The sequence below is a fragment of the Kitasatospora sp. NPDC005856 genome (genome assembly GCF_040629945.1).
In the GTDB taxonomy this organism is placed as follows: Bacteria; Actinomycetota; Actinomycetes; order Streptomycetales; family Streptomycetaceae; genus Kitasatospora.
On the sequence record NZ_JBEXWT010000126.1, the window covers coordinates 1 to 21,727 of the forward strand.

The following is a 21,727-nucleotide window of genomic DNA, read 5'->3' on the forward strand; positions in this document are numbered from 1 at the left end:
TTCAGCGGCAACCAGGGCAACTGTATCGAGGTCGCTGACGGATTCGCCGGCGTCGTCCCCGTCCGCGACTCCAAGGACCCCGACGGCCCGGCCGTCTTCCCGCGCACCCCTGCCCGCGGGGCGTCTGGAACAGGATCGGGATATTTCCCGCACCGACCCGTGAACGACCCCCCTCTACGGTGAACACGCAGCACAACGGAGACCGCACCCACCGAACAACAGCAGGAGAACCGCATGCGTACGCGCCGCCTCGTCCTCACCGCCGCCGCCGTCGCGGCGATCGCCGCCACCGCCACGGCCTGCGGACCGGACAACAGCGACGCGAGCCCCGCTCCCGCCGCCACCGGCCCCGCGGCCACCGCCGCGCCCACCGCCGCCGCGCCCACCACGGCCGCCCCGGCCGGGGCCTCCCCGACCAAGGCCGCCACCCCCAAGGCCCCCGCCGCCGCCCCGTCGGCCTCCGCCACCTCCGCCGACAAGAGCGGCTACGGCCAGGCCTGCGGCGCCAACGACCTGGTCTTCTCCGCGAAGGCCGAAAGCCAGGCCGGCGGCTACATCCTGATCAGCGCCAAGGCCAAGCCGGGCATCACCTGCACGCTCCCCGGCACCCACCCCGTCATCGCGTTCGGCTCCGGCGGCATCGAGGCCGCGCCCTTCGAGCACGGCACCGCGGAGCCGATCACCCTGAGCGGAGCCAAGACCGCCTACGCGGGCATCATGGCCAAGACCACCAAGGGCAACCAGGCCGTCGAGTACACCGACGCCATCATCGGCATCGGCAACCCCGACCCGAACCCGGCGAGCGTCCCCGTCGGCACCACCCCCGTCGACAAGCCGGTCGTCACCAACTGGCACACCCTGCCCAAGGACGCCGTCCCCGCCAACTGACGAAGCATCAGATAACCCAGGGCGAAAGCCGGATGACAGCGCGATGCCGAAGGCCTTCGGTGCGCTGACGGCACGATGACGGCAGGCTCCGGCACCTTCGAGAGGCCCCGCCCCACCTCTGCCAAGGAGCGCCCATGCCGATCACCCTCCGCCCGGGAAGCACCGCGATGTTCACCGGCGACTCGATCACCGACTGCCGACGCCGGGAGAGCGAGGACGGCCTCGGCACCGGCTACCCGCTGCGCGTCGCGGGCGAGTGGGACCACCGGCACCCGGACCGGCCGGTTGATGCTGATCGATGCGCCGCCACAGGATGCGGCGAAGTAGGACGGCGACCAGAAGTGGCACCCGACGCCGACCGGTCACGCCGCGCTCGCGGCGGCCTGGCTGCGCCTGGTCACCGGACCGGCCCTGGCCTGGCTCGACGGGGCCGGGCCGGGCGCGCCGGGGACCTCGCCGTCACGCCGTGAGCCGCGCCGCCACCGGACGGTGGTCGCTGGGCGTGGCGGGCAGGGTCCAGGTGTCGGTGGCGGCGAGACCGCGGGTGAGGACGTGGTCGATGCGGACCAGGGGGAGCGCGGCGGGCCAGCTGAACCCGAAGCCGCCGCGGGCCGGGGCGAGACGGCTGGTCAGCGGGACGAGGGCGCGGTCCTCGGCGGCGGTGTTGAGGTCGCCCAGCAGCACGACCCGGCGCAGCGGTTCGTCGTCCAGGGCCCGGGCGAGGGCGGTGATGTCGCGGTCGCGGTGGGCGGTGGCGAAGCCGCTCACGGTCGCCCGCACCGACGCGAGGTGGGCGACGTACACCGCCAACGGCCCGCCGGGGGCCTGGACTTCGGCCCGCAGGGAGCGGTTCCAGCCCGGGTCGATGACCAGCCGCCGGGACTCCGTCACCGGGTAGCGGCTCCACAGGGCGACGGTGCCGGTGCGGGCGTGGTGGGGCAGCGCCCGGTCCAGCACACCCTGGTACGCGGGCAGGGCCGCGTCGGTGACCTCCTCCAGCGCGACCAGGTCCGGCCCGGCGGCGAGCAGCGCCCGGGCGGTGCCGGCCGGGTCCGGGTTGGCGGCGTTCACGTTGTGGGTGACCACCGTCAGGCCCATCCCGCCGGCCCCGCCCGCCGGGGCCCCGCCGTGCAGCAGCAGCGGCCCGAACACCACCGCCCACACCACGGCCAGCACCCCGCCCGCGCAGGCCGCCGCCGGCGCCCGGCGCAGCGCCGCGCACAGCAGCACCGCCACCGCCACCAGGCCGCTCCACGGCAGGGCGCTCTCCCACAGGCTGCCCAGCCCCAGACCCAGCTCCGGCACCAGCCGGTGGCCGCCGAGGGCCAGCGCGGTGAGCAGCCCGAGCGCGGCGCCCACGCGCCCGCGCCGCCACCGGGGCACGGCCCGCCGGGCGGATGCGGCCCGTAGCCCCAGGGTGCGCAGCCACTGCGGTGCGGCTCGTCGCCGTGGCTCCGGCGGGCCGGGCAGCGCGGGTGTGTCGGGCAGTGCGGGTGTTTCGGAAGGCGCGGAAGACGTCACGTCGTGCCCCCTCACCCTGCGGCGTCCGGCAGCGGAGCCGGGCAGGTCCCGCCCGGCCGGGTGAGCAGTTCGAAGTGCCAGATCTCGTTGTTGTACACCTGGCACAGCCCGTACTTGGCGCCGTGCTGGATCAGCCAGTAGTCGGCGTTGGTCGGGCCGACGTCCACCGCCTTGCCGGTGACGTGCGCGGACTTCTCCGGCGTGTTGACGAACCTGCGGGCCTGCTCCACGCTCCCGTACTTGTTCACCGCCCGCTCCAGCAGCCGCTGCTGGTAGGCCTTGCTGCGCCAGCCGGAGGTGACGGTCATCTCGATGCCCTGGGCCCGGGCGTCACCGGCCGCCCGTTGCAGGGCCTCGCGCAGCGGCCCGTCCAGGTTGCGCACGGCCGGGGCCGCGGTGTCGGAGGGGCTCAGCGTCCGGCCGTCGGGTATCTCCCCGTCCGCCTCGCCGCCGGCCGCCACGGGCAGGGCGGTGACGGTGGCCGCCAGGGTGCGCAGCACGGCCTGGGTGCCCGGCGGGTCCGCGGCGCACGCCCCGGCCAGGGCCAGCACCGTCGCCGCCGAGGCGCCCGCGGCCAGCCGCCGCCGTCCGCGCCGCGCCGTCGCGGCCGTGGCCGTGTCCGTGTCCGTCGCCGTCGTGTCCGTCTCCGGTCCCGTCTGGGGTGTGTTCATTCCTGCCTCCCGGTGTTGCCCGTGCCTTGCCGGACCCATTGGAGGAGGCGCCGTGTTGCGAGGACGTCTGCGCGGACCGATACGTTTTCGATACGCCCCATCGGGTCCAATGGGGTGCGAACAGCGGAAAGAAGGAGAACGGCACGTGCGGGTCCTGGTGGTGGAGGACGAGATCTACCTCGCGGAGGCGGTCCAGGCCGGTCTACGGCTGGAGGCGATCGCCTGCGACATCGTCACCGACGGCGACGCGGCGCTGGAGCGCCTGGCCGTCCACGGCTACGACGTCGTCGTCCTCGACCGCGACATCCCCGGCACCCACGGTGACGACGTCTGCCGCAGCATCGTCGAGCGCGGCCTCGGCTGCCGGGTGCTGATGCTCACCGCCGCCGCCCGCCTGAACGAGAAGGTCGCCGGCTTCGAACTCGGCGCCGACGACTACCTCACCAAGCCCTTCGACCTCGCCGAACTCGTCGTACGGCTGCGCTCGCTGGCCCGCCGCCCCGCCCAGGCCGCCCCGCCCGTCCTGGAGTACGCCGGACTGCGCCTGGACCCCTTCCGCCGCGAGGTCTACCGGGACGGCCGCTACGTGGGCCTGTCCCGCAAGCAGTTCGCCGTCCTGGAGGTCCTGATGACCGCACGCGGCGGCGTCATCAGCGCCGAGGACCTGCTGGAACGCGCCTGGGACGAGAACGCCGACCCCTTCACCAACGCCGTCCGCATCACCATCTCCGGCCTGCGCAAACGCCTCGGCGACCCGTGGGTGATCCAGACCGTGCCCGGCGTGGGCTACCGCCTCATCGACCCCTCCGCCGACCCCTCCACCGGCCCGGGCGAGAAAGGCACCCCACGGTGAACAAGCCCCCTCGCGCCGAGCACCCGCCCGCCGAGCACCCGCCCGGCGGGCACCCGCCCCGCGGGCGCCGCACGGGAAAGCGCCGCCCGGGCAGCCGCCCGCGCCGCCTGACCGCCCGGATGCGCCTGACCCTCAGCTACACCCTCTTCGCCGTCACCGCCGGCGTCCTGTGCCTCGCCGTCGTCTACGTCGGCATGCGCTACGTCCCCAACTACCCCCTCACCTCCTCCAACCCGCGCTACCGCTCCGACGCCCCCTCCCGCCAGGAGATCCTCCACTCCCTGCTCACCGCCAGCGGCTACGCCCTGGCCCTGCTGACCGCCGTCGGCCTGATCGGCGGCTGGCTGATCGCCGGACGGGTGCTGCGCCCGCTGCAGGACATCACCCGCGCCGCGCACCGCGCCGCGAGCGGGGCCCTGGAACACCGCATCGCCCTCACCGGGCCGCGCGACGAGTTCACCGACCTCTCCGACGCCTTCGACGAGATGCTGGCCCGCCTCCAACGCTCCTTCGAAGCCCAGCAGCGCTTCGCCGCCAACGCCTCCCACGAACTGCGCACCCCGCTGGCGATCACCCGCACCATGCTCCAGGTCGCCGCCGCCGACCCGGCCGGCCAGGACTGGAACCGCCTCGTCACCCGCCTCCAGGACACCAACCAGCGCGGCATCGAGATCAGCGAGGCCCTGCTCCAGCTCGCCGACCTCGGCCACGCCCCGCCCGACCTCGCCCCCACCGACCTCGCCACCGCCACGCAAGAGGCGCTGGCCGCCGTCCGCGACGAGGCCGAGGACCTCGGCGTCACCCTCACCGCCGACCTGCACGCCGCCCCGACCACCGGCAACCCCGTCCTGCTGCGCCAGGCGGCCGTCAACCTGCTGCACAACGCGCTGCGGCACAACCTGCCGGCCGGCGCCGGCGGGCGGGTCACCGTCACCACCGGGGCCGACCCCGAGCAGCCCGGCCGGGTGCGCCTGACCGTCTCCAACACCGGCCCGCAGCTGACCGAGGAGGCCGTGGCCACCTTCACCGAACCGTTCCTGCGCGGCCGCGGCCGCACCGCCGAGACCGACCCGACCCGCCGCGGCCACGGCCTGGGCCTGGCCATCGTCGCCGCCGTCACCGACGCCCACCACGGCGAACTCCACCTCGCCCCCGCCCCGGCCGGCGGCCTGCGGGCGACCCTCACCCTGCCCGGCCCGGCGGCGGAGGAGACGCGCTGACCAGGAAGGTTCGCAGGTGCGGCAGGTGCGCGACCAGGTCCAGGTGGTGCAGCGTCCACTCCAGCACGTACGCGTCCAGGTAGTCGGCGGCGGTCAGCACCTGCCCCCGGGTGGCCACCCGCAGGCGCGGGTCGGCGAGTCCGGCGGCCCGGCCGGCCGCGGAGCCGACGTCGTCCAGGTGGAAGCGCAGCAGCGCGGGGTCCCCGTACGCGGCGGCCAGCCGTACGGTCAGCGCGTCCAGCGGGTCCCGTCCGTCCGGCGGCTCCCGGTGGACCTCCCAGTACGAGGCCGCGTCGCGGGTGGGCTCCGCCGGGGACGGGGTCGCCAGTGTGATCAGCACGTCCTGGGCGTCGATCACCAGGTGGCACACCAGGTCCCGCACCAGCCAGCCGGCGCACCCGGAGGGCTCGGCGAAGTCCTCCTGCGCGAGCCCGTCCACCGCCGTCCGCAACGCCGTCCACGACCGTCCGAAGTGCCCCACGGCGGCAAGTTACCACCGCCCCGGGGCACTTCGGGCCCGCCGGGCTCAGGCGGGGCCGGGGAAGCGGTCGATGTTGTGCTCCACCCAGGCGCGCAGGTGCGCCAGCGGGACGCAGGCGTCCACGCCCAGCGCGGTGAGGCTGTACTCGACCCGCGGGGGGACCTCGGCGTGGATCTCGCGGTGGACCAGGCCGTGCTCCTCCAGCCGGCGCAGGGTCTGGGTGAGGACCTTGGGGCTGACGCCCTGCAGGCGGGTGCGCAGCACGCCGAAGCGCCGCGGGCCGTCCTCCAGGGCGCCCAGCGCGAGGGCGCTCCACTTGTTGGCCAGCAGGTCGAGCATGTCGCGGCAGGGGCAGGCCGCGGCGTAGACGGACTTGGGGTCGCTGCAGTCGGGGGCGTGGGCCGTCGTCGGGCGGGCCTTCGGCAAGCGGGCCTTCGTCGGCTGGGTCGTCGTCACCCGCCGATGGTACCCATCGGGTACTGCTTCGGTACCCGATGGGTACCAATGGTCCTTGCGGGTAACCACTACCCCTCGCATACCGTCGCCGACGTGCCACGACGGCGGTGCGCCGCCCTGACGACGAGGAGACCCCCGATGCCCGCGACGACCACGATCCCCGCGACGATGCCCGCCGTTGCCTACCGCCGGAGCCTGCCGGTCGACGACCCGCAGAGCCTGCTCGACGTCGAGCTGCCCGTACCCCAGCCGGGCCCGCACGACCTGCTGGTGCGGGTGGAGGCGGTGGCCGTCAACCCGGTGGACCACAAGGTCCGGCAGAACGCCGACCCGGGCGGCGAGCCGCGGGTGCTGGGCTGGGACGCGGCCGGCACCGTGGTCGCGGTCGGCGCGCAGGTGGAGCTGTTCGAGGTCGGCGACGAGGTGTACTACGCCGGCGCCCTGGACCGGCCCGGCACCAACTCCCGCTACCACGCGGTGGACGAGCGCCTGGTCGGCCACAAGCCGGCCACCCTCTCCTTCGCCCAGGCCGCCGCGCTGCCGCTGACCGCGCTGACCGCCTGGGAGGGCCTCTTCGAGCGCCTCGGCCTGGGCACCGGCGGCCCGGAGCAGGGCGGCACCCTGCTGGTGACCGCCGCCGCGGGCGGCGTCGGCTCGCTCGTCACCCAGCTCGCCCGCGCCCTCACCGGCCTGACCGTGATCGGCACCGCGTCCCGCCCGGAGTCGGCCGACTTCGCCCGCCGGATGGGCGCCGACCACGTGATCGACCACTCGCTCCCGCTCGGCCCGCAGCTGGCGAAGGCCGCCCCCGGCGGCCTCGACCGCGTCTTCAGCACCGTTGCCACCGACCGCAACCTCGCCGCCTACGCCGAGGCGCTGAACCCCTTCGGCGGCATCGTCGCCATCGACGACTTCGACTCCCTGGACATCGGCGTCCTCAAGGGCAAGAGCATCTCCTTCCACTGGGAGTTCATGTTCACCCGCTCCCTGCACGCCACCGCCGACCGGGCGGTGCAGCACCGGATCCTCGACCGGGTCGCGCGCCTGGTGGACGCGGGCGTCCTGACCACCACCGCCACCCGCGACCTCGGCCCCGTCAACGCCGCCAACCTCCGGGCCGCCCACCGCCTCCAGGAGTCCGGTGCGGCGATCGGCAAGACGACCCTGACCGGGTTCTGAGCCGGTGCCCCGGCACACCGGCCAGGTCGAGGCCCTCCTCGCCACCGGCGGCGGGGCGGTGGCGGCCCTGGCCGCCAGGGCCCTGCTGTCCGGGGTGTACCAGCACCACGGCCGGGAACCGGCCGTGATCGAAGCGGTCGACGTCGTGGTCCTGGCCGTCGGCGCCGTCACGGCGGTCCTGATCTACCGCTGGCTGCTGCGGCGGCCGCGGGACTGACGCCCCCGGCCGTCCCGGCGGATCGGGTGACCGCCGCCTCCGCCCGCCCGGGCACGGGACGTCGGACGGGCCGGCTTCCCGCTCCGGCCCGGTGCGGCGTCGAGTGCCCGCCCCGGTGCGGGAAGCCGGGGCCGCCGGCTTCCCGCGTTCGTGTGCGGGGCTCCTGGTCAGGGGACGGGCCGTCCCGTCGGCCGGTCGGTGCGGCGCGGGACGCCGGACGGGCCGGCTTCCCGCGCCGGGTGGCCGTCGAGGGCACGGCGCAGGCGCCGGATCTCCGCGTGGGCCTCGGCGAGCCGGCGGTGGACGTCCGGTGGCGGGGGCGGCGTGCCGGCGGTGCGGCGCAGCGCCGCCACCCACTCGGCCTCCTCCGCCGGGCCCACCCCGCAGGCCCGGACGAACTCGACGAGGACCCGCTCGGTGCAGTCCCGCTCCCCGGCCAGCACCCCGTGCAGGGTGCTGCGCGGCAGGTGGCTCACCGTGCCGCGCACCGCACGCGTCTCCAGCTCGCGCAGGGACGGGCTCCCCGCGCGCAGCCGCAGCCGCCGCATCGCGACGAGCAGTTCGCAGCGCTCCGTGACGTACGGCAGTGCCCGGCCCGCACCGGCCGCACCCGGTGCGACCGGCATGGCCTTGGCCCCGCTCCCGCGCCGGCCGGGCCGGCCGGCGTCGGCGCGCAGCCACAGCCGCTCGGCGGTGCGCACCGAGCCGCCGCAGGCCCGGGTGTAGGCCTCGGTGACCGGCCAGGTCGGCACCGTACGGCCCTCGTCCGCGCGGGAGAGGGTGGCCAGGGAGACGGGCCGGGCGAACCCGGCGGTCTTGTGCGCCATCTGGCTGTAGGTGAGGCCGGAACGCTCGCGCAGGGCGCGCAGCCACCGCGCGAGCGTCCGGACCTCCTTGTCCCGCTCAGCCAGGGCGCTGGTCAGGCGCCCCACCGGCCGTCTCCTAGCGGGCCCGGCGGACGGTCAGCGCCTCGGCCAGGCGGCGGACCAGCTCTATGCCGAGCAGTCCGCCGGTGGCCAGGACGGCGACGGCGGTACGGGCGGGGGTGCCGAACGCGGTCAGGACGGTGGTGAGGAGGAGGACGACGACCACGAGCACGGTGGCCGGGACGGGCACCGGGGTGCCGGGGGCCGTGCGGACCTCGACGCACGCCGCGTGCGCGGCCGGGGGGTACTGCTGTTCCATGCGGTCTCCGCTTTCGCTGGGTTGCGGTTGTTGCCACTCGACCGGGGTCCTCGCGCGCCCGCACGGCCTTCCAGAGCCGGGCGGGCCGGACACCCACGCACAGGGTCGCCGTGTGCCGCGGGGGCGGTCCACCACTTTTACGCCCCCGTTTCTCGCTTTGTCCCACTCGAAGGTGAAACGACGTCAGGAGGAATCCGCAGCTCACGACCGTCGGGCAGCCCGCACCCCGGAGCCCGGACACCTGCCCCGTCCGACCTCTCGCACCCTTTCGGGCTTGTCACGGGAGACCGAAAAACGCCATCCTCTGTGGATATCGGCGGGGTGAGCGCCCCGCACAGGCCCCGCCCCGGGCCCAGGGCCGGAGGCGCCAGGGCCCGGCCCGGTACTGCCACGGGCCCGATGCCCCATGTACGCGGTCTCCCCGGCCGTTGCCACTCGACACCACTCAGGGGAATCCGGCGTGCCCTGTTCCAGCAGGGCGGGCCAGCTGCGGCACTTGCCGTACCGAAGGACATGCACCGCCGGGCCGCTCGGCCCGGCTGCCGGTCGGGCCGGTCCGCCGTCACGGGCTGCGGGCCGATGCCCGGACGATCCCCGCCCGGGGACACGGGCCCGCGCACGGCGCCTGGCCCCCTGCCCGGCCGACCCGTCGGCCGGCCGAATGCCCACCGGCACCTCGCCGTCCTCTTCCCGGCGGACCGCACCCCCCCGCGCGGAGACCGAGCCCGGCGGGCCTCACGAGCCGGTCCCCCGGAGGGCACCGACATCGGTGGACCGGGCACGGTTCGTCCTCGTGCCGGTCGCCCGGCACGAGCGCCGGGTTCCTCACGGCGACCGAGGGGTTCACCGGCGCCCACCGGACGGGAGCGGAGCGTGGAGGTGCCGACGCGGACACGGAACCCCCACCTCCTCGGCCGGATGCCGACCAGGGCCGGCATCGGGCCGGCCCGGCCACGCGCCGGGCGGTGAGGCGCCCGGGGCGTGACGGCGGCGGTCAGGCCGACGCGGTCGGTGCGCCGGGGTGGTCGTCCTGTCGCGCCACGGTCGCCGCCCACTGCGGGAACTGCGCCACGGGCACCGCGGGCGAGGCGGCCGCGGGCGAGGCGGCGGAGCCGGGGCGCAGCGACGCCGCGGGCAGGAACACGGCGCGGCAGCGCCGGCACAGCCAGGTCGCCCGCCACACCCGGTGGAGCCGCTGCCACTGGTCGTAGGTCCGCGGCCACTGCTCGGCGCTCGCGCTGCGACGGCTCCGGTGGCGGGCGTGGACGGCGAGTCCGACGCCCAGCAGGATCGCGGCGACGAGGAGCGCACCGTAGTGGTGGCCGGCCTGGTACGCGGCGTCGGAGCCGCCGCCGCCGCCGTCGCCGTCGTCGGAGAGGAGCGCGCGCAGCCCCAGCAGGCCGAAGAGACCGGCCAGGACGAAGAGGGTGATCGCGGCCCCGCTCGCGCTTCTGGGCTCGGACGGCATCGACAGCAGCTCCCGCGTCGGCGGGTCGAGGGGCCGGTCGGTGTCCAGCAGGGCCTCCCGCACGGTGACGGTCTCGTCCGCCGCCGCGCACGTCGGACAGCTGGGGCTCATCAGGGGGTGCCTCCGGAGGCGATGCGGGACGGACACGGAAGAGCAGGTAGTACAGCACAGGGACCTGACTGCCCGTGCGAGCGGCCCCGGCGCCGGAACGGGGAGTCGGCGCCGCGGTATCGGGACTACCGGTCCTCCGCGACCGGCAGGAGCCCGCGCTCGGTGAACACCTTCTTGGCGACGAAGGTGGCGTTCAGGGCCTTCGGGAAGCCGCAGTAGGCGGCGGAGTGCAGCAGCGCCTCGACGATCTCCTGCGGGGTGAGCCCGACGTTCAGCGAGGCGTTGACGTGGATCTCCAGCTGCGGCTCGCACCCGCCGAGCGCGGTGAGCATGCCCAGGGTCACCAACTGCCGCTCACGCGGCGCGAGTTGGGGGCGGCTGTAGATCTCCCCGAACCCCCACGCGACGATCTGGTGACCGAGCTCGGGGCTCACGTCGCCCAGCGACTCCACCACCCGCCGCCCGGCCTCGCCGTCGATCCGCTCCAGCACCTCCAGCCCGTGCGCGAAACGCTCCCGGCGGACCTCGGCCTCACTCGCGGACACGTTCATCCGTTCTGCTCCTCTCCCGTCTCCCGGTCGCCGACCACCGGCGGCGGCGACCACGTCGCAACCGTAGGACTTGGAGTGCGCTCCAGCTCAAGCCCACCACGCCAACCCGCCTCCACAGGAAGATTTGCGGCTGGACCCCCCTGAAGTGGCATCACCCCGCCCTGGCCGGGCCGAAAGATTTCCTGCGCACCAACCGCCCGACGGGACGGCGCCGTGTGCCGGGGTAGCATCGCCCGTCCGTTCCCGGCGGCCGCGGCCCCGGGCTTCGCGAGATGGAGCAGCCGTGTCATCGAACGTCTTCCGCAGCGGCATCGGACGGCTGCTCCTCGACCGTGGGCCCGATGGGCTGAGGGTCTGGAGCGTGGCCCGGACACCGAGGAGTGCGCTGTACGGCACCCCCGTCGAGGCCAACATCCTGCTCGAAGGAACCGACGACCTCGACCGGGCCGATCTTCCCCTGGTCTGCGAGGTGCTCGGCAGGGTCGACCACTACATCGAGACGGGGATCCGCTTCGTGCGCGAGGAGTTGCAGGCCGACCCGGCCTTCTTCGGCCTCACCGAGGAGCAGTCGCGGCCCTACCTGGGCCTGCCCGCCGAGGACTTCCCGCTGGACTCCCCACAGCTCAACTTCCACCTCGACGAGTGGCACCTGCGGTTCGCCGAGGGGCGCCTGCCGATCTGCGAGCCCTACGGCCTCTCGGTCGTGTTCGACGGCCGGCGGCCGGTGAGGGTGGAGGACTTGAGCGAGGCCACGGCCGGGGACGCCGAAGGCGCCGACGACCCGGGGCGACAGGGAACCTGAGCCGCTGCCGGCGCCCGCGCGGGCAGGCGCCGCCGGCCGTTCACGGGGCGGAGCGGGAAGTCGGCGGGTCCGACTTCCGGTGCCGGGCCGGTGCCGGCCGGCCGCGTCGCTGTCGGCCGCGTCGCGTCGGCCGTGACCCGCCCGTTGGTCCGCCGGCCGCGCGCCGGGCCCGCGGCGAGGTGCCGCCCCAGGAAGAGCTGACACAGAGCCCGGACGCGGCGTCGGACGCGGCGGCAGGGACAGCGGCTTCCGTCTTCCCTCAGGGGAGCGCGCCGCGTGTGTCCGGTGCGAGCGGGGGAGCGCCGTGGGCGGTGCGGTGGTGGCTGGGGGTGGTTCCGTAGTGGTCCAGGAACACCTGCCTCATCGTCTCGCCGGAGCTGAATCCGCATCGTCTCGCGACCGACGCCAGGGGCAGGGCGGTGGAGACGAGGAGGTGTGCGGCGGCTTCGGCCCGGGCGGTGCGAACGTACTGGGCCGGTGTCCGTCCGAGCTGGTCGAGGAACAGGCGCGACAGGTGGCGCCCGCTGACTCCCACCCGTGCGGCGAGCGTGGTGGTGGCGAGGTCGCCGTCGAGGTGGGCGGTGATGTGTTCGACGGCCTGCCGCACGGTCCGGTGCTCGGGGGCCGGAGCGTCGACGAACATGCTGATCTGGGCCTGGTTGCCGGGCCGTTGCAGGTAGGTCACCATCATCCGGGCCAGCCTGCGGGCGAGTTCCGGACCATGGTCCTCCTCGACGAACGCCAGGGCGAGGTCGAGCGCGCCGGTGACGCCGGCCGACGTGCAGACGTGTCCGTCACGGAGGTACAGCGGCCCGGCGTCGACGTGGACGGCCGGGTGGTGCTGCGCGAGGTCGCGGGCGAAGGCCCAGTGGGTCGTGGCATGCCGTCCGTCGAGCAGCCCGGCCGCCGCCAGCACGCTGGACCCCGTGCACACCGATGCGACCCGACGGCCGAGGCCGGCCAGGCGGCGCACGTGCTCGACCAGCCCGGAGTCCTTCGCCGCGGCGGCGTGGCCCGGCCCGCCGACGACCAGCAGTGTGTCGACCGGGCCGCGGGTACGCTCCAACACCCCCTGCGCCGCCAGAACCAGACCTGAGGAGCAGCGCACGGGACGGCCCTGCGCGGTCACCAGGGACACGTCGTAGGGAGGACTCGCGCCCAGGCGGTTCGCCCCGTCGAAGGCGCTGGTCACGGAGGCGATCTCGACGAGCTCCGCATCGTCGTAGGCCACGACCACCACGCGGTGGCGGACAGCTGTCGTCATGCCCGCGACCCTACCGAACCCGTCCGAAGGACAGGCATCCCAGGATTCCGGACACAGGAGTCCCCGCGCGCCCGACCGCGGGGGAAGCGGGGTGAGAGTTGCCGGGGCGGCAGCCCGCTGCCAGGCCCTCGGCCCCCACTGACTCCAGGAGTCCCCTCATGACCGGAACGTCGCCCGATCCGTCCACGGACCCGGTGAAGACCATCGCCTTCGTGCTCTACCCGGGGCTCACTCCGCTCGACATCGTCGGCCCGCTGCAGGTCTTCGCAGCACTGGCCGATCTCGTTCCCGGCTACCGCACGGTCGTGGTCGGCGAGCGAATCGAGCCGATGCCGAGCGACACCCCGCTGTCCCTGGTCCCCAGCCACACCTTCGACGGGATACCGGACCCCCACGCACTGATCGTCCCCGGCGGCCTCGTCCCCACCCTGGCCGCGATGGCCGACGAAAGCCTGCTGCGCAACCTGCGCGAGACCGCAGCCCGCTCCCGGGTCGTCGGCTCGGTGTGCACCGGCTCCCTGCTGCTCGCGGCAGCGGGGCTCCTGGAGGGCCGCCAGGCCACCACCCACTGGATGTACCGCGACCTGCTCCCCCGCTTCGGGGCGACGCCCGTCACCCGGCGCTGGGTCGAGGACGGGCACGTCATCACCGCCGCCGGGGTCTCGGCCGGCATCGACATGGCACTGCACCTGGTCGGCCGCCTCGCCGGCCACGACGTCGCACGCACGGTCCAGCTGTTCATCGAGTACGACCCCGAACCGCCCTTCGGCGCGATCGACTGGACCGCTGCCGGCGCCGGCCAGTACGCGCCTTTCGCCCGCCAACTGCTCGACACGGCCCTCTCCGACCACCCCGACCTCTTGGCGCGCCTGACCTCCTGACACCGGCGTCGAGTCGCCGGGGGTGCCTCTGCGTTCCCGACCCGCGGGGAGAGGCCTTGCCGGCTCGGGCAACCGACCCGTCGCCGCCTCGGCGGGCTCCTCCGCCACCACCTCCACGGCCCTGGTGAGGAGCTTCACGCGGGCTGGGGCGGGCGCGGCGCGTGGGTGGAGTGGGAAGTCGGCGGGGCCGACCTCCTGTGCGGAGCTGGGGAGTTGGTGGGTGGCTGCCCACTCGGGCGGAGGGTGTGCCCGTGTGGGGTGGAGCGGGAAGTCGGCGGGTCCGACTTCCCGCGTCGGTGGGCGGGGAGCCGATCGCCTCGGCTCCCCGCCCCGCCTGTGTGCGGGTGCGTCAGGCGCGGTGGTACTGGACGGGGGTGGTGACCTCGCCGCCGAGCTCGGCGGCGGCCTGGCGGGCCCAGGAGGGGTTGCGCAGCAGTTCGCGGCCGATCAGGACGGCGTCGGCGTGGCCGTCGGCGAGGATGGCCTGGGCCTGGGCGGCCTCGGTGATCAGGCCGACGGCGGCCACCGGCAGGTCGGTCTCGCGGCGCACGCTCTCGGCGAAGGGCACCTGGAAGCCGGGCGCGGCCTCGATCCGGGCGTCGGGGACGATGCCGCCGGTGGAGACGTCGAGCAGGTCGACGCCGTGGGCCCGCAGCTCCTTGGCGAGGCGGACGGTGTCCTCGGAGGTCCAGCCCTCGCGCCCGTCCTGCGGGTCCTCGGTGAGCCAGTCGGTCGCGGAGACGCGGAAGAAGACCGGCAGGTCCTCGGGCCACACCGCGCGGACGGCGTCGACGACCTCCAGCGCGAAGCGGATGCGGCCCTCGAAGGAGCCGCCGTAGCCGTCGGTGCGGTGGTTGGACGCGGGGGAGAGGAACTGGTGGACCAGGTAGCCGTGGGCGCCGTGGACCTCGGCGACCTGGAAGCCGGCGTCGAGCGAGCGCCGGGCGGCGTCGGCGAACTGCCGCACGATCTCGCCGATCTGCTCCTCGCTCAGCTCGTCCGGGGTGGTGTGGGCGGAGGAGAAGGCCTCGGCGCTGGGGCCGACCGGGGTCCAGCCGTGCTCCTCGCCCGGGGCGACGGGGCGGCCGCGGTCGACCCAGGTGCGCTCGGTGGAGGCCTTGCGGCCGGCGTGGGCGAGCTGGATCGCGGGGACGGTGCCCTGGCTCTTCAGGAAGGAGGTGATCCGGCGGAAGGCCGCGGCCTGCTCGTCGTTCCAGATGCCGAGGTCGTACGGGCTGATGCGCCCCTCGGGGCTGACGGCGGTGGCCTCGGTGATGATCAGCCCGGTGCCGCCGGCGGCGCGGGCCGCGAGGTGGGTGAAGTGCCAGTCGGTCGGCACGCCGGCCGCCTCGCCGTTCGGCGCGGCGCTGTACTGGCACATCGCCGGCATCCAGATCCGGTTGGAGACGGTCAGGGACCGCAGGGTGAGGGGGGCGAAGAGAGAGGTGCTCATGTCGTACTCCCGGTGGGGTCGGCTGACGCCAGAACGGAGGGGCGAAGCTAGGGCGAGCATGCAACTTTTGCAGCTGCATTTACATTCGCAAACAATAGTTGCGCGCGCACGGAGTTGCAAGGGTCCCCCGGCGCTGGCCCGCGAACTGGGCGAGGAGCTCGGCACGGCCCCGGTCGACCCCGCCACCTCACCGACATCCGCGCCACGCCGCCTCGAAGCGCGGCGACCTGGCCTGACGAGGAGCAGGGCCGGGCCGCGCCCGCAGGACGCCGGACGGCGCCGCCCGGGAGAACCGGGCGGCGCCGTCGAAACGGGACGCGTGCCGTACGCGTGCCGTACGAGCCGACCCGCCGTCAGCGCGCCGTCTGCGGCACCCGCTGGGCCGGAACCGCGCCACGGGCGCCGCGCGCACCGGCACCGGAGGCGGCGACACCTGCGGAGGCGGCCGCCGGGGAGGCGCCGAGCGCGGTGCCGCGCGTCTCCTCGGCCCACAGGACGCAGACCAGCAGGCCGACGGCGGTGGTCCCGGCGGCGATCAGCATGGTCGGGCCGGTGCCGAGCCCGGTCAGCGACAGCGGCAGCAGGTAGGTGCCGACGGCCGCGCCGATCCGGCTGACCGAGGTGGCCACGCCCACGGCGGTGGCCCGGATCTCGGTCGGGAACAGCTCGTTGGGGTACGTCCAGTCGAGCACGTTCGGCCCGCCGCACAGGAAGGCGTACGCGCACAGCGCCAGCAGCGCCACCGCGGCCGGGGCGGTGGGCCACACGCCCAGCAGCGCCAGCGGGACGGTCATCAGCGCGAAGGACCAGATGATGACGGGCCGCCGGCCGCGGGTGTCGATCAGGCGCAGCGCCGGGTAGCAGCCGAGCAGGAAGACCAGGCTGATCAGGCCGGTGCCCAGGGTCTCCATCACGGTGCCGCCCGGCATGCCGAAGGAGGAGAGGATCTGCGGGCCGAAGGTGAGCATCGCGAACAGCGGGCCGACCTGGCACAGGAAGAACAGGCCGCAGAACAGGGTGCGGCGCCGGTAGGGCTGGGTCATCAGCAGGCGCAGCCCGGCGGGGCGGCCGCGCTCGGCCGGATCGGGCATCAGCTCCCGGCCGTCCACGCGCACGCCCAGGTGCTTCTCGACCACGCGCACCGCGTCACCGACCCGCCCGTTGGCGGCCAGCCAGCGCGGGGACTCCGGCGAGCCGCGCCGGATCACCAGGAACACCACGCACAGCACCGTCGAACTCGCCAGCATCCACCGCCAGCTGCCCGGCCCGGCCAGCTCCAGGAACAGGTAGCCCACCACGTAGGCGAGCACGGAACCGGCGTACCAGGCGATGATCTGCTTGCCGAGAAGCCGGCCGCGGTGCTTGGCGGGCAGCCACTCGGCGAGCAGCGAGGTGGCGATGGGGTAGTCGGCGGCCACGGCCATGCCGAGCACGAAGCGCAGCACGGTGATCGCCCACACCGCGTCGACCCAGAAGGAGAGCACCGAGCAGGCGACCATCACGAGCAGGTCGGCGGTGTACATCACCTCCCGGCCGATCTTGTCGGTCAGCACGCCGAAGAGCGCGCCGCCGACGAACATCCCGATCAGCGCGGCGGCGCCGATCAGGCTGACCTCGGCGGTGGACAGCCCGAGGTCCGGGCGCATCCCGATCAGGGCGACGCCGACGATGCTCAGGATGTAGCCGTCGAGCAGGGGCCCGCCCGAACAGGCCAGGGCCAGCCTGCGGTGGAACGCGGTATACGGGGCGTTGTCGATGGTCTGGGACATGTGCTTGGGGTCCTCCGGAGCGTACGGCGCGCACTGCGCACCGTGCGCCGGGTAGACGGCAGGGGAAGGCGCCGCCCACGTCGGACGGCGCCATCGCCCGGTCACAACGGGCGACCGTCCACGGTTGCCCCGGTCCCGTGGGGCCGCCACCGGGTCGAAGGTCGAGCGGATTCACGACCAAGGTCCCGAAGCGGACAGGCCCTTCGCCCGTGCCGCGGCGGCGCCCGCCCAGTCCTGCCGGGGGCCCCCGCCGTCGGACGCCGCCGACGCGCGCCGGGCGTGACCCTTCTCACCCGAGGGCCCCGAATGCCCCGGAACCGTGACCCGTCCCACACCCGGGCGGTGCCCGTCCGTACGGGGGCGACCGCGCCGCGTCACCCGGGGTGCGTCGTCACGGGCCCGGAACGCGCCGCCGCGGGCCCCGGCGTCGGCTCTCCGTCAGGGCGCCAGCCCCAGCCGGGCGAGGCCCGAATCCAGCGCCGCCTCCAGGTGGTCGGCGGAGCCGGTGGTCATCAGGATCAGCACCCCGCCCTGGATCCCGGCGAGCAGCGCCGCGGCCTCCCGGTCGGCGTCCAGGCCGGCGTCCGGGTCGGCGTCCAGGCCGGCGGCGATGTTCTCGCCGTCCCGCTGCAGGTGACGGATGCCGGCCGCGAGCCGGCGCTGCCACTGCGCCAGCAGCTCGGCGGCCACCGCGCGGCCCGCGCCGGTGGCCGTGCCCAGCTGGGACAGGGCCACGTGCAGCGGACAGCTGACGCCCTGCGCGCGGTAGCGGGCGAGCACCTTGTCCCGCCACCGCCACCAGGCCTGCGGGGAGGTGAGGGCGCCCAGCTCCGGCTGCTGGTCGTCGAGCACCCGGGCCGCCTCCAGGCGGGCCACGGCCAGCAGCAGGTCGTCCTTCCCCCCGGGGAAGTAGTGGAACAGCTGGCTCTTGCTGGTCGCGGTGCGGGCCATCACGTCCTCCAGGCGCAGCGCGAACACGCCCGCCTCGCGGATCTCCCGGGCCGCGCCCTCGACGATCCGCCGCCTGGTCGCGGCGCCCTTGCGGGTCGGCGGCAGCTGCTCCTTCGTCTGCCCCTCCGGTACGGTCACGGCAGCAGCACCAGCTTGCCGGTGGTGCGCCGGGACTCCAGGTCCGCGTGCGCCCGGGCCGCCTCGGCCAGCGGGTAGCGGCCGGTGACCTGCGGGGTGAGCCGCCCGGTCAGGACGAGGTCGAACAGCTCGCCGGTGCGCCGTACCAGCGCCTCGCGGGTGGGGACGTGGTGGTGCACCACCGGGTACGTCAGCAGGATGCTGTTCGGCAGGTCGGTGGGCCGCAGCTCGGGCACGCCCATGAACGGGCCGTAGTAGGCGTGCACGCCGTGCGGGCGCAGGGCCAGCTGGGAGGAGCGGAAGGTGTCGGCGCCGCCGCCGTCGTAGACGACGTCGGCCCCGCGCCCGCCGGTCAGCTCCCGGATCCGGTCCTCGAAGCCGCCGCCGGAGTGGACCAGCACGTGGTCGGCGCCGGCCTCCCGCGCGACCGGGGCCTTCTCCTCGCGGGAGACCAGGCCGATCACCCTGCCGCCGCGCGCCTTGACCAGCTGGGTCAGCAGCCGGCCGACCCCTCCCGCCGCCGCGTGCACCACGGCCGTGTCGCCGGGCGCGATCGGGTGGGTCTCGGTGCTCAGGTGGCTCGCGGTCAGGCCCTGCATCAGCAGGCCGCCCGCGACCTCGTCCGCCACCCCGTCGGGCACCGCGACCAGCGAGGCGGCCGGAACGGCGAGCAACTCGGCGTAGCTGCCCGGGTGGTAGAACCAGGCCACCCGGTCGCCCACGGCGAACCCCTCCACCCCCTCGCCCAGGGCCGCGACGTACCCCATGCCCTCGGCGCCCAGGACCGCCGGCGCCACCCAGCCCGGCCCGCCCTCCGCGCGGGCGCCGACGTCCATGTAGTTGACGCCCGCCGCACCCAGGCGCACCAGCACCTCACCGGGGCCGGGCACCGGGTCCGGCAGCTCGGTCCAGCGCATGACCTCGGAGCCGCCGTGCTCCTCGATCCGGATCGCGTGCATGGGCAGACACCTTCCTGTGCGGGCTCGTTGACGAGGGAGAGGGGGAACGAGCCAACACGCTAGGCAGCCGAAAATGGACCCACAAGTCCAAAAACCCGTACGGCGACGGGCACTCGCCCCTCACTCCTCACCCCTCGGCCGGCGGCACGGCGGCCAGCGGTACGGCGACGTCCGTGACGTGCTCCCGCGGCCCGGCCGTCTCCCGGTTCGGGTAGTACACCTCCCGGTTCGGCCCGCCCCGCCGGTACCCGCGGGCGGCGACCCAGGCGCCCACCGCGTCGTGGGCGGCGGCCATCGCGGCGAAGCCCCGCCGGGGCAGGGCGGTGTACGCCTCGCGGTGCGCGGGTTCGATGCGCACCCCGAACGGGCCGTGCGGCCCGACGTCGTTCGGGGTGGGGGCGCAGACCTCGACCAGGGCGTCGCAGTCGTCGCCGACCAGGCCGTGGTAGACCGCGAACAGCGGCCCGGACAGGCACGCGTCGACCTCCCGCAGCCGGCCGAGCAGCAGCCCGGACGCCTCGGCGAGGAAGCCGGGCAGCGCGGCGGCGTCCACGTGCCGGCGGACGAACAGCACCCGCTGCTCGGGGACGTCGCGCTCGGCGATCTCGAACACGGTGGTGCTCCTTCCGCTCAGAACCTCCCGGGCGTAGCCCACCGCCTCCCGGCGGGCCGCGTGCTCGGCCTCCCGCTCCCGCCAGTACGCCAGCAGCTCCCGCTCGCCCGCGCCCAGGGCCTCGTCCGTGCCCTCCGCGTCCGCGCCGCCGCTTTTGCGGCCGTTCCCGCATGCGGCGTCCGCGCGGCCGTCCGCGTCCAGCACGGCGGCGATCCGCGCCAGCGGCAGCCCGGCGGCGCGCAGCAGCGCGATGCGCCGGGCCCGTTCGACCTGCGTCGGTCCGTAGCGCCGCACCCCGGTGCGCGCGTCGACCAGGGCGGGCGGCAGCAGCCCCCGCTCGTCGTAGAGCCGAAGGGCCTTGAGGCTGAGCCTGGTCCGGGCGGCGAGTTCGCCGATGGTGATCACGTTCTCCTGCACGCCCGCCACTGTGCCCCCTGCCCCTGGGGGAGGGGCAAACCCCGGAACGATCTGTGACGGAATGCCGGCTTTCCTCTGGAATCGCCCACCGGAACCCTTCCGTCGGATCCGCCGCCTGTGCGCGGCACCGGGCGAGGCGGTTCACCGGGCCGTGGGCCGGAGGTCGTCCGGGTGCGGTCGGCTGCCCATGATCCCGTGAGCCACGGTCTGCGGACTCCGCCCGGTCCTCGCCACGGGCCCGACCCTGCCGGCCTGGCACCACGGTGCGCGGCCCGCCGGGCCGGCTCCGGCAACACCCCGGCCCCGGTCGAGGGCGGCGCGGCCGACACCGTCGACGGGCCGAAAGGCCTTCGGTGCGCCGGACTGTGACGAACCGTGGGAATCGGTCGCGGCCCGCAGCCCGCCTCCCCGCAGCCCGTCCTCCCGCCTCCGGCACCCCGTGGAGGCCCCGGCGCGGTGCCGGTCCGGTGATGGTCCGAGCCGGGCGCCATTCATATGATGGGACGTCAGCTGTTGACTCGCCGGTGTCATGATCCTCGGAGTGCGCCCGGACCCGGGCCCGCCCGGGGCCGGGCCGCTCCCACGGATCCGCTCCGGTCCACGGGCTCGATTCAGGGGAGATGCATGCGCGGCACCGTGCTCGCCGACCGCTACCGACTGGTGGACTGGCTGGGCGGCGGGTCGATGGGCGAGGTGTGGCTCGCCGAGGACGAGCTCCTCGGCCGCCGGGTGGCGGTCAAGGTGGTGAAGCCCGCCCTGCTCGACGAGCCCGGATTCGCCGAGCGCTTCCACGCCGAAGCCCGGGTCATGGCCCGGCTGCGGCACCCGGGCATCGTCGGCGTGTACGACTACGGGCACGGCGCCGGGCACGGCGCAGCGGACGGGCGGCGCCAGGTCGGCTACCTGGTCATGGAACTGATCGACGGGCAGCCGCTGAGCGCCGTACTGGAGAACCGGGGAGCCCTGCCGGTGGCGCAGGCCCTGCGGATGGCCCTGCAGGTGCTGGAGGCGCTGGAGGCCGCGCACGAGTCCGGGGTGGTCCACCGGGACATCAAGCCGGCCAACCTCATGGTCCGCGGCGACCGGACGGTGATCGCGGACTTCGGCATCGCCCGGCCCGCCTGCGACGCCCGGCTGACCGTCCCCGGGATGGTGCTGGGCACCGCCGCCTACCAGGCACCGGAACAGGCCTCCACCGGTACCGTCACGGCCTCGGCGGACCTCTACGCGCTCGGCGTGGTCCTCTACGAGTGTCTCGCCGGCCGGCTCCCGTACGAGGGGGAGACCGCCCTCGAAATGATCCTCAAGCACCTGACGGAGCCCGTGCCGCCGCTGCCCGGGGACGTGCCCGCGCCGGTGTGGGCACTGGTCGAGCGGGCGATGGCCAAGGAGCCCGGTGAGCGCTGGCCCGACGCGGCGACGATGGCCGCCGCGGTGCGGCAGGCCCTCGCGGCGGTGGAGGCGGCGCCGGGCCCGTCCCCGTTCCGGGCCTCGCTCCCGTGCCCGTCCCCGTCCCCGTCCCCGTCCCTGTCCTGGACCCGGGACCGGGACCGGGCCCGGCCGGCCGCCACGCGTGCCCCGCGGGCCGGCCGCGCCCTGCGGGCCGGGCACCGGCTGCGGGCGCTGGCCGGGGTGACGGCGCTGACGCTGCTCTGCGTGGCCGGGGCCGCCGGGGCGGC

General features: G+C 75.2%; 22 protein-coding genes and 1 pseudogene. 9 read left to right on the forward strand and 14 right to left on the reverse strand.

Features of this window, described 5'->3' with window-relative positions; all coding sequences use genetic code 11:
* Window positions 1–183: DUF397 domain-containing protein (locus tag ABZ449_RS38600; protein ID WP_360355815.1), on the forward strand; the 183-nt coding region annotated here is incomplete at its 5' end.
* Window positions 184–234: 51 nt separating this feature from the next.
* Window positions 235–888, forward strand: coding sequence for a DUF4232 domain-containing protein (locus ABZ449_RS38605; RefSeq protein ID WP_360355817.1), 654 nt, complete (start codon window positions 235–237; stop codon window positions 886–888).
* A gap of 459 nt (window positions 889–1,347) precedes the next feature.
* Here the strand turns inward: ABZ449_RS38605 and ABZ449_RS38610 are convergent, their stop codons facing one another.
* Both ABZ449_RS38610 and ABZ449_RS38615 read right to left on the reverse strand, forming a co-directional pair.
* Window positions 1,348–2,247 carry an endonuclease/exonuclease/phosphatase family protein gene (locus tag ABZ449_RS38610; protein WP_360355820.1) on the reverse strand — a complete coding sequence of 300 codons (900 nt, stop codon included), beginning with the start codon at window positions 2,245–2,247 and terminating at the stop codon, window positions 1,348–1,350.
* 173 nt (window positions 2,248–2,420) lie between these two features.
* Window positions 2,421–3,080 (reverse strand): M15 family metallopeptidase, encoded by a 660-nt coding sequence (locus tag ABZ449_RS38615; RefSeq protein ID WP_360355822.1) that lies wholly within the window; start codon window positions 3,078–3,080, stop codon window positions 2,421–2,423.
* Between the two features lie 145 nt (window positions 3,081–3,225).
* Here ABZ449_RS38615 and ABZ449_RS38620 point away from each other — a divergent pair, with 145 nt between their 5' ends.
* Both ABZ449_RS38620 and ABZ449_RS38625 read left to right on the forward strand, forming a co-directional pair.
* Window positions 3,226–3,933 (forward strand): response regulator transcription factor, encoded by a 708-nt coding sequence (locus tag ABZ449_RS38620; protein ID WP_360355824.1) that lies wholly within the window; start codon window positions 3,226–3,228, stop codon window positions 3,931–3,933.
* Window positions 3,930–5,153, forward strand: a complete 1,224-nt coding sequence (locus ABZ449_RS38625; protein ID WP_360355827.1) for a HAMP domain-containing sensor histidine kinase — start codon at window positions 3,930–3,932, stop codon at window positions 5,151–5,153. The genes ABZ449_RS38620 and ABZ449_RS38625 overlap by 4 nt, the downstream gene beginning before the upstream one ends.
* Window positions 5,154–5,172: 19 nt before the next feature.
* On the opposite strand, the pseudogene ABZ449_RS38630 reads toward ABZ449_RS38625, so the two are convergent.
* Both ABZ449_RS38630 and ABZ449_RS38635 read right to left on the reverse strand, forming a co-directional pair.
* Window positions 5,173–5,634, reverse strand: a pseudogene (locus ABZ449_RS38630) (maleylpyruvate isomerase N-terminal domain-containing protein); the annotation flags it as partial.
* A gap of 45 nt (window positions 5,635–5,679) precedes the next feature.
* A complete protein-coding gene (locus ABZ449_RS38635) occupies window positions 5,680–6,090 on the reverse strand; it encodes a helix-turn-helix domain-containing protein (protein ID WP_360355829.1) in 411 nt (136 codons plus the stop codon).
* Between the two features lie 168 nt (window positions 6,091–6,258).
* On the opposite strand from ABZ449_RS38635, the gene ABZ449_RS38640 reads away from it, so the two are divergent.
* Both ABZ449_RS38640 and ABZ449_RS38645 read left to right on the forward strand, forming a co-directional pair.
* Window positions 6,259–7,269: a zinc-binding alcohol dehydrogenase family protein gene (locus tag ABZ449_RS38640; protein WP_360355865.1), complete on the forward strand. Its 1,011-nt coding sequence runs from the start codon at window positions 6,259–6,261 to the stop codon at window positions 7,267–7,269.
* Window positions 7,270–7,273: 4 nt separating this feature from the next.
* Complete coding sequence (locus ABZ449_RS38645) at window positions 7,274–7,486, forward strand: hypothetical protein (protein WP_360355831.1); 213 nt, start codon at window positions 7,274–7,276, stop codon at window positions 7,484–7,486.
* Between the two features lie 167 nt (window positions 7,487–7,653).
* Here the strand turns inward: ABZ449_RS38645 and ABZ449_RS38650 are convergent, their stop codons facing one another.
* The 4 genes from ABZ449_RS38650 to ABZ449_RS38665 form a co-directional block, all read right to left on the reverse strand.
* Window positions 7,654–8,418: a helix-turn-helix domain-containing protein gene (locus tag ABZ449_RS38650; protein ID WP_360355834.1), complete on the reverse strand. Its 765-nt coding sequence runs from the start codon at window positions 8,416–8,418 to the stop codon at window positions 7,654–7,656.
* A 10-nt stretch (window positions 8,419–8,428) separates the two neighbouring features.
* Window positions 8,429–8,671, reverse strand: a complete 243-nt coding sequence (locus ABZ449_RS38655) for a hypothetical protein (protein ID WP_360355837.1) — start codon at window positions 8,669–8,671, stop codon at window positions 8,429–8,431.
* A 994-nt stretch (window positions 8,672–9,665) separates the two neighbouring features.
* Entirely contained in the window at window positions 9,666–10,250 is a 585-nt protein-coding gene (locus ABZ449_RS38660) for a hypothetical protein (protein ID WP_360355840.1), read from the reverse strand.
* Window positions 10,251–10,375: 125 nt separating this feature from the next.
* On the reverse strand, window positions 10,376–10,801 hold the full coding sequence (locus ABZ449_RS38665) for a carboxymuconolactone decarboxylase family protein (protein WP_360355843.1): 426 nt from the start codon (window positions 10,799–10,801) through the stop codon (window positions 10,376–10,378).
* A gap of 283 nt (window positions 10,802–11,084) precedes the next feature.
* On the opposite strand from ABZ449_RS38665, the gene ABZ449_RS38670 reads away from it, so the two are divergent.
* Window positions 11,085–11,603 carry a hypothetical protein gene (locus ABZ449_RS38670; protein ID WP_360355845.1) on the forward strand — a complete coding sequence of 173 codons (519 nt, stop codon included), beginning with the start codon at window positions 11,085–11,087 and terminating at the stop codon, window positions 11,601–11,603.
* Between the two features lie 259 nt (window positions 11,604–11,862).
* Here ABZ449_RS38670 and ABZ449_RS38675 read toward each other — a convergent pair whose 3' ends face one another.
* Window positions 11,863–12,867 carry a DJ-1/PfpI family protein gene (locus tag ABZ449_RS38675; RefSeq protein WP_360355847.1) on the reverse strand — a complete coding sequence of 335 codons (1,005 nt, stop codon included), beginning with the start codon at window positions 12,865–12,867 and terminating at the stop codon, window positions 11,863–11,865.
* Window positions 12,868–13,025: 158 nt separating this feature from the next.
* Here ABZ449_RS38675 and ABZ449_RS38680 point away from each other — a divergent pair, with 158 nt between their 5' ends.
* A complete protein-coding gene (locus ABZ449_RS38680; RefSeq protein ID WP_360355850.1) occupies window positions 13,026–13,748 on the forward strand; it encodes a DJ-1/PfpI family protein in 723 nt (240 codons plus the stop codon).
* Between the two features lie 349 nt (window positions 13,749–14,097).
* Here the strand turns inward: ABZ449_RS38680 and ABZ449_RS38685 are convergent, their stop codons facing one another.
* From ABZ449_RS38685 to ABZ449_RS38705, 5 genes are all read right to left on the reverse strand, one after another.
* Entirely contained in the window at window positions 14,098–15,201 is a 1,104-nt protein-coding gene (locus ABZ449_RS38685) for an NADH:flavin oxidoreductase/NADH oxidase (protein WP_360355853.1), read from the reverse strand.
* A 353-nt stretch (window positions 15,202–15,554) separates the two neighbouring features.
* Window positions 15,555–16,970 carry an MFS transporter gene (locus tag ABZ449_RS38690; protein ID WP_360355856.1) on the reverse strand — a complete coding sequence of 472 codons (1,416 nt, stop codon included), beginning with the start codon at window positions 16,968–16,970 and terminating at the stop codon, window positions 15,555–15,557.
* A 438-nt stretch (window positions 16,971–17,408) separates the two neighbouring features.
* Window positions 17,409–18,026 carry a TetR/AcrR family transcriptional regulator gene (locus ABZ449_RS38695; protein WP_360355867.1) on the reverse strand — a complete coding sequence of 206 codons (618 nt, stop codon included), beginning with the start codon at window positions 18,024–18,026 and terminating at the stop codon, window positions 17,409–17,411.
* A gap of 29 nt (window positions 18,027–18,055) precedes the next feature.
* A complete protein-coding gene (locus ABZ449_RS38700; protein ID WP_360355858.1) occupies window positions 18,056–19,018 on the reverse strand; it encodes a quinone oxidoreductase in 963 nt (320 codons plus the stop codon).
* 127 nt (window positions 19,019–19,145) lie between these two features.
* On the reverse strand, window positions 19,146–20,048 hold the full coding sequence (locus ABZ449_RS38705; RefSeq protein WP_360355860.1) for a MerR family transcriptional regulator: 903 nt from the start codon (window positions 20,046–20,048) through the stop codon (window positions 19,146–19,148).
* A 624-nt stretch (window positions 20,049–20,672) separates the two neighbouring features.
* Here ABZ449_RS38705 and ABZ449_RS38710 point away from each other — a divergent pair.
* Window positions 20,673–21,727 (forward strand): serine/threonine-protein kinase (locus ABZ449_RS38710; RefSeq protein WP_360355862.1); only part of this gene is annotated, 1,055 nt, incomplete at its 3' end.